This window comes from Mangrovimonas yunxiaonensis, assembly GCF_000733475.1.
Lineage (GTDB): Bacteria > Bacteroidota > Bacteroidia > Flavobacteriales > Flavobacteriaceae > Mangrovimonas > Mangrovimonas yunxiaonensis.
On sequence record NZ_JPFK01000002.1, the window covers coordinates 223,550 to 236,931 of the forward strand.

Here is a 13,382-nt window from a genome sequence, read left to right on the forward strand (position 1 = left end):
AAACGTCAATACGTAGGCCTACGTATTGTTTCTAAATAAAAAAAGCCGCTTTTTTGCAGCGCTATATTCTAATAGCCCCAAAAGCTATAAATTAACGCAATTGCTATTAATCAAGAGGGAAAGCCAGGACATTATGTCTTGGCTTTTTTTTATTACGTAGACCTACGTATTGACAATGGTTAGCATCCGCATTAGTTTAGCATACCAAAACTAAACCTAGCTACTTATGAAAAAAACACTACTTTATTTATTACTCTTTCTTTCGGTAACAACTGCTTTTTCTGAAACAATTGTTGTTACCAGCACCAACGACAGCGGCCCAGGGACTTTACGCCAAGCTGTAATTGACGCCAACCCTGGCGATAAAATTATTTTTGACGGCACAGCAGGTTCCGAAACCAACCCTATAATGCTATCCGCAACCATAAACATTAATAAAGCCATAAGCATTTTAGGGAGGGTTCCATGGCTTCCAATAAATTATCCTGTTACAGCTTATATTAAAATGAATACCAACCAAAGACTTTTTAATATTGAAAATGCTGGTGATGTAAGTTTTAGCGATATTGTATTTATGGATGGTTATACAAATGGTGTTCTAAATACTTATGAGGCCTATGGTGGCGCTATTTTAGTAAGAAGCCTTAGTAACACAACCTCTTTAAACCTTACACGCTGCGTTTTTAAAAACAATTATGCTACCGAAGGTGGTGCTATAACCGCAATCTCTGCTAATTTAAATGCTTTTAATTGTACTTTTGAAAACAATAGCGCCGCAGCCCGTGGTGGTGCTATTGTGTTGGGTGGCAATATTAATACTTCTAGACCTGCACATTTTAACCGCTGTAAATTTATTTCGAATACTGCTGGTACAAATGGCGGAGCTATTCTTAGAGTCAACGCCAATACCACTATCTACAATTCATTATTTCACGACAATACAGCAGAATATGGCGGTGCCATTGCTATAGAAAGCCCAGCAACACCTTCAGCTTTAGAAGAGCGAAACAACACCTTTGCATTCAACACGGCAACAGCAAACGCAAGTACCATTTATTTAGGCGAAAACCAACAACTAAAAACCTATAACAGCATTCATGCTGATAACAATAGTGTGGCTAATACGATTTATGGCGAAAGTAATGCAGGGATAGACTTAAAAAGACTTTTTTCAAACAATACTGTAACGGTGCCTACAATCATAGGTTCTGCGCCTTATACACAAATACAAGGTGAATTAGGCTTTTACGATGCTGCTAATAACGATTTTAGGGTTTTAGCATTTTCTTCAACCATTGATACTGGCGATGGCGGACTTTCAAATTATCTAGACGAAACCGATTTAAATGGAAACCCTAGACAAGTTGGTAGTAACTACGATTTAGGAGCTTACGAAAACAGTTGTAATGATCAAATCGTGACCGAGGTTACTGGTAATGCTTTGGGCTCGTTTAGCAAAGCTGTTTTAAACTTATGCGAGGGTAAAACGGTATATTTTGACCCTATTACAAACAACACCCCAATTACAATAACAGCAACATCAGTTATACACAGAAATAATATTACCCTATCTGGAAATGGTAAAGATGCAACCGTTTTACAAATGGAAGCAGGTGCTAACCAAAGGCATTTGTTTTCTGATGGTAAAAACCTAACCATTGAAGGCATTCACTTTAAAGACGGTAACGCACAAGTCATTTCCCAGAACCCAACTTCCAGTTCTGGAGGCGCCATACTTGTTGCAAATGCCAACTTAAATGTTACCCATTCAAAATTTACAAACAATACAACCACAGCCTATGGTGGTGCCATTGTTATGATTTCTGGCAACCTTACCTCAAAAAATTCAGAATACATCAATAATAACGCTACAAATGGTGGTGCTATTCTAATTTCAGGTGGTAATATAACATCAACAAACAATCTTTATGCAAAAAACGCTGGTTCTACGCAAGGGGGCACAATTTATTTATTAGAAAGTGTAAACTCTGTTTTCACCAACGATGCGATGGTTGATAACACATCAACGGGAAGAAGCGGTATTGCCGCGTTTACAAACTCAAACATAACGCTACAAAACACCATAATGCTTAACCCAGGTAATGATATGGGTAGAGACAATTCGAGCACCTTTACTGCTAATAACACTAATTTTGATGCTGATTACAGTATTCCAGGAAGCAACAGCACTTTTTTCACTAATCCTGGATTTGTTGATGCTGCAAACAATAATTACAGGCTAAGTGGCAACTCGCCCTTATTTGATATTGGGAATAACAGCTACAATACCGAAGCAGAAGATTTAGATGGCAATTCAAGAATTATAAACGGCACCATAGATTTAGGCCCATACGAAAACCCATGCGTTATGTACAGCAGTGATGTACTTTATGTAAATGCTAATGCAAGTGGTGCCAACGACGGATCGTCTTGGGCTAACGCAATAACAGACCTAAACGAAGCTTTAAACCTTGCTACAAGCTGTTCCATCATTCAGGAAGTCTGGGTGGCTGCCGGCACCTACACCCCTGGCACACTAGAAACAGATAGCTTTAATATTCCTAGCCATGTTAAGGTGCTAGGCGGTTTTAACGGTACCGAAACCACTGCCGATGAACGCAACTGGGCAGAAAACCCAACCATTTTAAGTGGCGACTTAAACAATAGCCTAACCGAAAACCCTGGCGACAGCCATACTATTGTAACCATGCTGGGTGATAACGCCGAAATTAATGGGTTTTACATACAATGGGGCTATGCCGATGATGGTACAGATAACTCACACCCTGCCATTGGGCGTTCTGGAGCTGGTGTGTATAATAATGGTGACAACCGCATTTATAATTGTGCCATAAGAAGCAACATAGCAGATACTCCCGACAGTCCTGAAATAGGCATTGGTGCCGGTTTAGTATCGTTTGGCGGCACACTAGACATTATAAATTGCCTTTTCAATTCCAATACAGCCTCGGCTAATGGTGGTGCTATTTCTGCCGAAAGTGGTACGATAAACCTTATAAACTGTACCATTACCAACAATAACGCTAATAAAGGTGGTGGGGTACATTTTTATAATGGAAGCGTAAATGCCACAAATACCATATTTACCAATAACAGTGGTGTAAACGGCAATATAAATGATGATGGTGGCGCTGGTACAGGAACTGCTAATTATTCGTTATTTTATAATACAACTAGTGGAAATAATGGTGATGTACCGTCTAATATTTCTGGAGGAAACAACATAGAAGACATCGATCCTAGTTATACAAACGGCTACGAGATAACAAGCAACTCACCTGCAGTTGATGCTGGTAATAACACTGCCAACCCCTTAGCACTAGACTTAAATGCTAATAATAGAATTTCTAACACCACGATAGATCTTGGTGCTTATGAGGTACAAGCAACCTTAAGCAACAACACTATTAATATAACAAGTAACGCGTTTATGGTTTACCCTAATCCAACAACCAACATGCTATATATAAAAACCAACCTAAATGACTACAGCTATGAATTGTATAATATTCAGGGGCAAAAAGTTATGACATCTAAAGAAACTGTAAGCACCATAAACACCTCACAATTAGCTACGGGCGTTTATGTGTTAAAACTACATAGTCATAATAAAACACAAAGTATTAAGGTGATTAAACAGTAAGATAACACCCCCTTAATTAAAAAGAAAAAAGGTCAACACCAATAAATGGTAAGTTGACCTTTTTTATGGGCTTTAAACTGTTAATTTGCTAACAGCTGCCTCATTACATTTAACAACAAAGAAAAGTCGGGATGACAGGATTCGAACCTGCGACCTCACGGCCCCCAGCCGTACGCGCTAACCGGACTGCGCCACATCCCGAAAAATTAGGGGTATACGTTTCGGCAAAAATAAAACTTTAAACCATATGTGCAGCATTATAAATCACTTTTCAAATGAAATTCTCGCAAACCCACACACAACACCTTAATAATCAGCAATAAACAAATAAAACATTCTACAAACTATTAATATTTGAAAATCTTCAGTAATTTTATACTTTGCATACCTACAATTTCCTAATATTCAAAATGACAGAAATCACAAGACTTTTCGACTTTCCATACTACCAATTGGAAAACCACAACCTAGATAAGGCATTCGTAACAAAATACCAGGGCAAATGGAGCGCTATCTCTACCAAAGAGTATATCGACAAAGCCAATGCCATAAGCAGAGCCTTATTAAAGTTGGGCGTTAATAAAGACGATAAGATTGCAGTAATTTCCTCGACCAACCGAACCGAATGGAATATTATAGATATTGGCGTGCTGCAGTTAGGTGCGCAAAACATTCCTATTTACCCCACCATTTCGGCTGAAGATTACGAGTATGTGTTAAACCACAGCGAGTCGATTTACTGTTTTGTATCGGATGAAGAGGTTTTTAAAAAAGTAAGCCAAGTAAAGGCCAACACCCAACTAAAAGCAGTTTACTCCTTCGACCATATTGAAGGCTGCAAACACTATTCAGAATTATTCGAACTTGGTAAAGACAACGACAACCAAAAAGACGTACAAGCTAGAATGGATGCTGTAAATCCAGATGATTTAGCAACTATTATTTATACTTCTGGAACTACAGGAAGACCTAAAGGTGTTATGTTATCTCACTGGAACATAGTTAGTAACGCTTTAGATTCTTCTGAAAGACTTCCAGACATTAGCACCGACACCAGAGTATTAAGCTTTCTACCTATATGCCATATTTTTGAGCGTATGCTTATTTATTTATACCAATACGCTGGAGCATCGGTATATTATGCCGAAGGTTTGGATAAAATTGGCGATAATGCCAAAGAAATTAAACCTCATTTAATGAGTGTTGTCCCTAGACTTTTAGAGAAAGTTTATGATAAAATTATGGCAAAGGCCGAAGACCTTCCCGGCATAAAGCAAAGGTTGTTTTATTGGGCTGTACAGCTTGGCAAACACTGGGAACCCTATGGCGAAAATGGGCGCTTTTACGAATTTAAACTAAACATTGCCAGAAAATTAATTTTTAGCAAATGGCAAGAAGCCCTAGGCGGGCAACTACACACCATGGTATCGGGTAGTGCCCCATTACAATCAAGGCTAACTAGAATTTTCTGCGCTGCAGGTATGCAAATTATGGAAGGTTACGGACTTACAGAAACCTCGCCTGTTATATCTGTTGGCATGTATAAAAACAACATGTTTAAAGTAGGAACCGTAGGAAAACCTATTAAAAATGTTGACGTAAAAATTGCCGAAGATGGCGAAATTTTAATAAAAGGGCCTAACGTTATGATGGGCTATTATAAAGATCCCGAAAAAACCGCCAGCGTAATGACAGGGGACTATTTCCATACTGGAGATAAAGGAGAAATAGACAACAACGGCTTTCTTAAAATTACTGGCCGGAAAAAGGAAATGTTTAAAACCTCTGGCGGAAAATACGTTATTCCCACCCTTATAGAGAACGAGCTAAAACAATCGCGATTTATAGAACAGGTCATGGTTATTGGCGAAGGTGAAAAAATGCCTGCTGCTTTTATTCAACCTAATTTCGAGTTTGTAACCGAATGGATAGAACGCAAGCACAAAAAAATCACCGCTACACCAGAAGCCATTTGCAAAGCCCATGATATTATTGAGCGCATTCAAAAAGAAGTTGATAGGTGTAACACCAAATTTGGCAAATGGGAACAGATTAAACGCTTTGAACTCACCCCTGTTGTTTGGTCTATAGATAGTGGCCACTTAACTCCTACCATGAAAATGAAACGGGATGTTATAAAATCCATCCATAAAAATCTTTACGATAAAATATACAGCTAATTAACACTAAAATAAAAAGGCGTTTCATATAATATGAAACGCCTTTTTGCAATCTATTTAGGTTAAACGATTTATTTAACGATTAGCTTTTTAGTAGATACCTCTCCCCCATTTTGTAAAGCTACAAAGTACATTCCTGAAGGAATATTGTTAAGTGCTACATCTAATTTAGGAGACGATAAACGGTCTGTCGCTTGAGCAAAAATTAATTTACCGGTAGCATCAAACACTTTTACATCGATTGCCTGGTTAAGGTACTTGCTTAAATTCAACGTTACCTGACCGTTATCTGTTGGGTTTGGATATATGGTCCAGTCCTCCAATGTTTTTACTTGCTGCTTGCCCAACGAGGCTACTGCTGTTTTAGATGCATCCGCTTGGTCGTCTGGACAACCCCAAGATACTAGGTATTCCCATTGTGCACGCCCTCCATCTCCACAAGAGACACTAATGTCTGAAGACACATGAAACGTTACGGTATCGCCTGTACTTACCACACTTACATTTGAAAGGTTTGTTGTATAGGGACTATCGTTATTAAACAACACTGTAGTTCCATCTGAATCCAATATTCTAAGGTCATCATAACCCGTCTCTATGCTCCCTGCTATAAAATCTATATGTACTGGAGAACCATCATTACTTGTATAAGAGAATTGGGTGTTTTCACTATTCCCATAGCAATAGGTTTCAATGGCCTCGTAACCACATGGAATCTCACAACTTATATCATAGTTCAATGACACATACCCTCTTGTGCTACAACTGGTACTGGAATCTGAATCAATCATTACAGAAATGGTATCGCCTGTACTAACAATTTCAAGTCCTGCTAGATTTCCAGAACTTCCGTAACCATTGTATAGTTCTGTTACCCCATCAGAGTCCAAAACAATAAATTTATCATAACCATATTCAACATACCCAGCATTAACCACTAATTTTAACGGAAGGCCTTCGGCGCTGGTGTATGTAAACATAGTCGCATCATTGTCAGAATAGCAATACTCATTGTTTACAGGTGTATCGCAGTCTACCATAACCGGTGATGTATCTAAACACGATACATTAAGGCTATAATTTCCTTCAGAATTGTCTCCTGTTACATAAATATAATACAAGGTTCCTTGTTCGGCATCAAAACTTAATTTAGAGTTTAAGCCAGCACCAGAATCGTTATCGGCATCCACACATACCAAGGCATCACAACTTCCTGTAAACAGTCCTAAACGCGTATCGTAACCAGAACCGTCGGTATCTATGGTTACCCGCATGTTTGGATCGTCGGTTTGATAGGTGTACCAAACCCCGCCTGATTGCCCTAAATTGTTATAATCGCAAAGCATACCTTCGTTTATTGGTGCGCCTACAGTACTTCCTGTAGCACCGCTATCACAGCTTACCATGCTTGCTTTATAGCAAGGGTTTTCCATGGTGGTAAAGCTGTATTCCATACAACCTTCTGCTGCACCATTGCCGTTATAAGGCGTTACGGTAACGTAGTAAGTTGTATTATAAGCAAAGGCACCACCGTTATAATTGGTGACATTACCAACATCTTGAGCACTCAATATGTCATTGCCTCCAGAAGTAGTTCCAATAGATAAATAATACCCATCTACAATACCTGTTACGCCAGACCAAGAAATTTCTGTATTTATAGATACTTCTTCGGCACCGTTTTCTGGCACTACCTCAGCCACACACGATGGAGCCGTATCACATGTTACACTACCACAAGCACCAAGCAAATCGCCATGTGCCAAATGGTTTTCAACGGCATTTGCTGACACACAAAGCGTAGAATAGTTACCTTCGTCATCCACATGGCAAATGAGCACTTTACCATTGTTTACGTTGTTACTGCAAACCACATCTTGTACCAACACTGTAAACGAAGCCGATAAACTACTATGGGAATCGGACACCGCAACAGTATATTCCGATTGCTCTGTAGGGCATACCGTAATGCTTTCGCTGGTTTCTCCAGTACTCCACAAAACGCTATAATCTCCTGTACCGCCTTCTACACTAACAACTAGCTCAGCACATGCTGCCGGGTCGTAGCCTTGGTAAACAGTATGGCAGGACTCATTAATATTAATGCTTAAAGGCACAAAGCATAAAGCGCTTTCTACGTTAATTTGGTGACCAGAGTCTCCTGACCCCAAAAGGTTACCACCATTGTCGTAAATTTCATAAGACACTTCGTTAGCATACCACCCTCCACCATTCCATACGGTAGTTATGGTTGCGCCATCGGTTACAGCAAAGTAAACAGAAAATTCATCGCCACCGCCTTGGCTCGAATAAAGCTGGATATTGTCTAAAACAACAACCCCATCAACCAAAACGTCAATGGTATTACCGTTCCAGCCATCCCCCCAAGAGTCTATCATTTTAAGTTCAAAATCACATTGATTTTGGGCATAAGTTACATACAACAATGCCGAACTTAATAAGGCAAAGCATAACAGAGTAAGTTTTTTCATAAAAAAAGATTTAAGTAATTAATTAAATAGCGCCACACAATAAGTTTTTAATACCTAATGGTTGTGTTGAAAACGCGTAAAACTATGTTCTTTTGAAATTCCGTTTTGGGGATTTGGAAGTTTCTTGTTTTTGGATGTTGTATGTAGGTTATCCAATGCGGTAAAAATAGTCTGCAAAGCTCCAAACAAGCAAAAAACTCACTACTGCAAAACTACTAAAACCCCATTTTTAAGCTTATTTTATTGATAAGTCATCAATTCTTTTGCTTTTTATTCGATTAAATGCAATTTTAATAGTTAAAATTTAAATACTTTTACAAGGCGTTTTTATCTAAAAAATTATTCCATACATAAAGCGCCTTGAAAAACGACTTTTTAAAAGTGTTTTACCCCCTATCAAAACCATTTTTTATGTTAAATTATCTTTATTTACTATGCATGCATAATAAATTTTTATTATATTTGGAATCATTTAAGCATTAATAATGAAAGACAAAACCATCGATTATGTTTTGCGAACCACCTGGTTAGCCGTAAATAAAATGTATAACGAAGAGGCCTCGAAGTTCGACAGCACCATGGCAACAGGATTCACCCTGTTAAGCATCGACCCCGAGAAAGGCACGCCTTCTACTTCTTTAGGCCCCAAAATGGGCATGGAGGCAACATCGTTGTCCAGGATATTAAAGACCATGGAAACCCGAGGCTTAATAGAGCGCAGACCTAACCCCGAGGATGGTCGCGGTGTTCTTATTCACCTTACCGAGTTTGGTCGTGAAAAACGGGCCTACTCCCGCGAAAAGGTACTCACCTTTAACGAAGCCATTCGCCATAACATTTCAGAAGAAAAAATAAATCATTTCTATGAGGTTGCAGAGCTTATTAACGAGATGATTTCAAACAAAAAAATCTATAACCAAGATAAATAACAACATACTATAATGAGTAAACGAATTATTAACAAAGTAGCCGTTATCGGATCCGGAATTATGGGTAGCGGTATCGCTTGCCATTTTGCTAACATTGGCGTAGAGGTATTGCTATTGGACATTGTGCCACGCGAGCTTACCGATGCCGAAAAAGCCAAAGGCTTAACGCTTGAAGATAAAATAGTACGAAACCGATTAGTAAACACCTCTTTACAAACAGCATTAAAATCGAAACCCTCGCCTATTTACCACCAAAAGTTTGCCAGTAGAATTACCACAGGAAATTTAGAAGATGATATCGCTAAAGTTGCCGATGTCGATTGGATTATCGAAGTGGTTGTCGAGCGCTTAGACATAAAAAAACAGGTTCTCGAAAGCCTAGACAAACACCGCAAGCCGGGCACGCTAATCACATCGAACACCTCTGGTATTCCTATTAAGTTTATGAGTGAAGGTAGAAGCGACGATTTTCAAAAGCATTTCTGCGGCACGCACTTTTTTAATCCGGCACGTTACTTAAAATTATTCGAAATCATTCCAGGACCTAAAACATCGCAAGAAGTCCTTGATTTTTTAAATGGCTACGGCGAGCAGTTTCTTGGAAAAACCTCGGTGGTAGCCAAAGACACCCCAGCCTTTATTGGCAACCGCATTGGTATCTTCGGTATCCAATCTTTGTTTCACCAAGTAAAAGATTTAGGCTTAACTATTGAAGAAGTCGATAAATTAACCGGCCCTGTTATTGGTCGGCCAAAATCGGCCACTTTCCGTACTGTCGACGTGGTTGGGCTAGACACCTTGGTGCATGTAGCCAATGGCATTTACGACAATTGCCCAGACGACGAAGCCCATGAGCTCTTTAAGCTCCCTAATTTCATTAATACCATGATGGAAAACAAATGGCTGGGCAGCAAAACTGGACAAGGCTTTTATAAAAAAATTAAAGGGGACGATGGTAAAAGCGAGATTTTATCGCTCGACCTCGACACCCTAGAATATAGAAAAAAGAAATCGGCAAAATTTGCCACCCTAGAACTTACCAAAACGGTCGATAAGGTTATAGACCGCTTCCCTATTCTAATAGCCGGCAAAGACAAAGCGGGTGATTTTTACCGTAAGAATTTTGCGGCCATGTTTGCTTATGTATCCAACAGAATACCAGAAATCACCGACGAGCTTTACAAAATAGACGATGCCATGAAAGCCGGTTTTGGTTGGGAACACGGGCCTTTCCAGATTTGGGATGCCATAGGTGTTGAGAAAGGTTTAGACATTATGAAAACCGAAGGCTACGAACCAGCAGCTTGGGTAAACGACATGTTAGCTTCGGGTAGCAAAGCGTTCTATACCGTAAAAGATGGCGCCACGTATTTCTACGATATTCCATCAAAATCACAAACCAAAGTTCCTGGGCAAGATGCCTTTATTATTTTAGACAACATTAGAAAATCGAAAGAAGTCTTTAAAAACTCTGGCGTAGTCATTGAAGATTTAGGCGATGGTATTTTAAACTGTGAGTTTCAAAGTAAAATGAACACCATTGGTGGTGACGTACTAGCTGGATTGAACAAAGCGGTTGACTTGGCCGAAAAAGACTTTCAAGGTTTGGTTGTTGGAAACCAAGCGGCAAACTTTTCGGTGGGTGCCAACATTGGAATGATATTTATGATGGCCGTCGAGCAAGAATACGACGAACTGAACATGGCCATTAAAATGTTTCAGGAAACCATGATGCGCATGCGCTACTCGGCTATTCCAACCGTAGCAGCACCACACGGCATGACACTTGGTGGTGGTTGTGAACTATCGCTTCATGCCGACAAAGTAGTGGCCGCTGCAGAAACCTACATCGGGCTTGTAGAGTTTGGTGTTGGGGTTATTCCTGGCGGTGGCGGTTCCAAAGAAATGGCGCTAAGAGCTTCCGATCAATTTCATAAAGGCGATGTAAAACTTAATGTGCTACAAGAATACTTCATGACCATTGGTATGGCAAAAGTATCTACCTCGGCCTACGAAGCTTTCGATTTGGGTATTCTTCAAAAAGGAAAAGATGTGGTTGTGGTAAATAAAGAGCGACAAATCGCCACGGCAAAAGCCTATGCCAAACTAATGGCAGAACAAGGTTATACAAAACCTATAAGACGCAAAGATGTTAAGGTTTTAGGTAAGCAAGCTTTAGGAATGTTCTTGGTAGGAACAGATGCCATGGAAGCCAGTAAGTACATTAGCGAACACGACCAAAAAATTGCTAACAAACTCGCCTATGTCATGGCTGGTGGCGATTTAAGTGAACCTACTCTAGTAAGCGAAGATTATTTATTAGATCTAGAACGCGAAGCCTTTTTAAGTCTTTGTACCGAAAGAAAAACTTTGGAACGTATTCAGCATATGTTAAAAACAGGAAAACCACTTCGCAACTAGTTGCGAGAAGTAGTTAGTATATAGAATTAAGTACAAAGCTAAAAGCTATGCACAGATTTGAAGAACTAAAAATATGGCAAAAAGCAATGAATATAACTGAAAATTGCTACAGAGTCACAGAAGGTTTTCCTACTGAAGAAAAATACGGATTAGTTTCTCAATTAAGAAGAAGTGCTGTTTCTATTCCTTCAAATATTGCCGAAGGTGTAGGTAGAAATTCAAATAGAGAATTTAAGCAGTTTTTAGGTATAGCTAACGGATCATCGTTCGAATTACTAACTCAATTATATTTATCAAAAAGACTAAAACTTATAAAAGAAGAAAGTGTAAGACCAATAATTAATGAAGTCGTAGAAATTACAAAAATGAATTACTCGCTTCAAAAATCACTAAAAAAGTCTTAATACTTGATACTAAAACCTTAATACTAAATTATGAAAACGGCATATATAGTAAAAGCATACAGAACAGCTGTTGGAAAAGCTCCAAAAGGACTGTTTCGTTTTAAAAGAACCGACGAACTGGCAGCCGAAACCATCAAATACATGATGAAAGAACTGCCCAACCTTGATCCCAAACGCATAGACGATGTTATTGTAGGAAATGCCATGCCAGAAGGGGCACAAGGTCTTAATATGGGACGCTTAATTTCCTTAATGGGCTTAGATATTGTAGATGTGCCTGGTGTAACTGTAAACCGGTTTTGTTCCTCAGGAATTGAAACCATCGCTATGGCTTCAGCTAAAATACAAGCTGGTATGGCCGATTGCATTATTGCTGGCGGAGCCGAAAGTATGAGTGCTGTACCCATGACAGGCTTTAAACCCGAGTTAAATTACGACACTGTAAAAGCTGGCCACGAAGATTACTATTGGGGCATGGGTAATACCGCCGAAGCTGTCGCCAACCAATTTAACGTCTCTCGCGAAGATCAAGACGAGTTTGCCTACAATTCGCACATGAAAGCCCTAAAAGCACAAGCAGAAGACCGTTTTCAAGATCAAATTGTACCAATTACCGTAGAGCAAACCTATATTGACGACAACGGAAAAAAGGCCACAAAAAGTTATACCGTGACCAAAGACGAAGGCCCACGAAAAGGAACAAACATAGAAGCCTTAGCAAAACTACGCCCTGTCTTTGCTCAAGGCGGAAGCGTAACCGCTGGTAACTCCTCGCAAATGAGTGATGGTGCCGCCTTTGTAATGGTCATGAGCGAAGCTATGGTAAAAGAATTAGGCCTTGAGCCTATTGCTCGCTTGGTAAGTTATGCTGCCGCTGGTGTACCACCTCGTATTATGGGAATTGGTCCTGTAAAGGCCATACCAAAAGCCTTGGCGCAAGCCAATTTAAAACAAAACGATTTAGAGCTTATCGAATTAAATGAAGCTTTTGCTTCGCAATCGTTAGCCGTTATTCGTGAGTTGGACTTAAACCCAGATATTATAAACGTAAACGGTGGTGCTATTGCACTTGGTCATCCGTTAGGCTGTACGGGAACCAAACTATCTGTACAACTGTTTGATGAGATGCGCAAACGCAATATGACGGGTAAATATGGTGCCGTAACCATGTGTGTGGGTACTGGACAAGGTGCTTGTGGAATTTTTGAATTTTTAAACTAATTAGAACAAAGATGTAAGTATTAAGTACAAAGAGAATAAACGCAACAAAATTTCTTCACACTTAATACTTG

The 13,382-nt window shown here is 39.4% G+C and carries 7 protein-coding genes and 1 tRNA gene; 6 read left to right on the top strand and 2 right to left on the bottom strand.

Annotated elements, in window-relative coordinates; genetic code table 11:
- The first annotated feature begins 226 nt into the window (after nucleotides 1-226).
- Nucleotides 227-3,664, top strand: a complete 3,438-nt coding sequence (locus IA57_RS01060; protein ID WP_036118099.1) for a T9SS type A sorting domain-containing protein — start codon at nucleotides 227-229, stop codon at nucleotides 3,662-3,664.
- A 126-nt stretch (nucleotides 3,665-3,790) separates the two neighbouring features.
- Here the strand turns inward: IA57_RS01060 and IA57_RS01065 are convergent.
- A tRNA-Pro gene (locus tag IA57_RS01065) sits at nucleotides 3,791-3,865 on the bottom strand.
- Between the two features lie 209 nt (nucleotides 3,866-4,074).
- Here IA57_RS01065 and IA57_RS01070 point away from each other — a divergent pair.
- A complete protein-coding gene (locus IA57_RS01070; protein ID WP_036118102.1) occupies nucleotides 4,075-5,844 on the top strand; it encodes an AMP-dependent synthetase/ligase in 1,770 nt (589 codons plus the stop codon).
- A 71-nt stretch (nucleotides 5,845-5,915) separates the two neighbouring features.
- Here the strand turns inward: IA57_RS01070 and IA57_RS01075 are convergent, their stop codons facing one another.
- Nucleotides 5,916-8,336 carry a T9SS type A sorting domain-containing protein gene (locus tag IA57_RS01075; protein ID WP_036118105.1) on the bottom strand — a complete coding sequence of 807 codons (2,421 nt, stop codon included), beginning with the start codon at nucleotides 8,334-8,336 and terminating at the stop codon, nucleotides 5,916-5,918.
- 485 nt (nucleotides 8,337-8,821) lie between these two features.
- On the opposite strand from IA57_RS01075, the gene IA57_RS01080 reads away from it, so the two are divergent.
- From IA57_RS01080 to IA57_RS01095, 4 genes are read left to right on the top strand one after another with little or no spacing between them, the layout of a single operon-like run.
- Nucleotides 8,822-9,265 (top strand): MarR family winged helix-turn-helix transcriptional regulator, encoded by a 444-nt coding sequence (locus IA57_RS01080; protein WP_036118108.1) that lies wholly within the window; start codon nucleotides 8,822-8,824, stop codon nucleotides 9,263-9,265.
- Nucleotides 9,266-9,277: 12 nt separating this feature from the next.
- Nucleotides 9,278-11,686: a 3-hydroxyacyl-CoA dehydrogenase/enoyl-CoA hydratase family protein gene (locus IA57_RS01085; RefSeq protein WP_036118112.1), complete on the top strand. Its 2,409-nt coding sequence runs from the start codon at nucleotides 9,278-9,280 to the stop codon at nucleotides 11,684-11,686.
- Nucleotides 11,687-11,733: 47 nt separating this feature from the next.
- Nucleotides 11,734-12,090 carry a four helix bundle protein gene (locus IA57_RS01090; RefSeq protein ID WP_036118116.1) on the top strand — a complete coding sequence of 119 codons (357 nt, stop codon included), beginning with the start codon at nucleotides 11,734-11,736 and terminating at the stop codon, nucleotides 12,088-12,090.
- A 30-nt stretch (nucleotides 12,091-12,120) separates the two neighbouring features.
- A complete protein-coding gene (locus IA57_RS01095; RefSeq protein WP_036118119.1) occupies nucleotides 12,121-13,311 on the top strand; it encodes an acetyl-CoA C-acyltransferase in 1,191 nt (396 codons plus the stop codon).
- The last annotated feature ends 71 nt before the right edge of the window (nucleotides 13,312-13,382 follow it).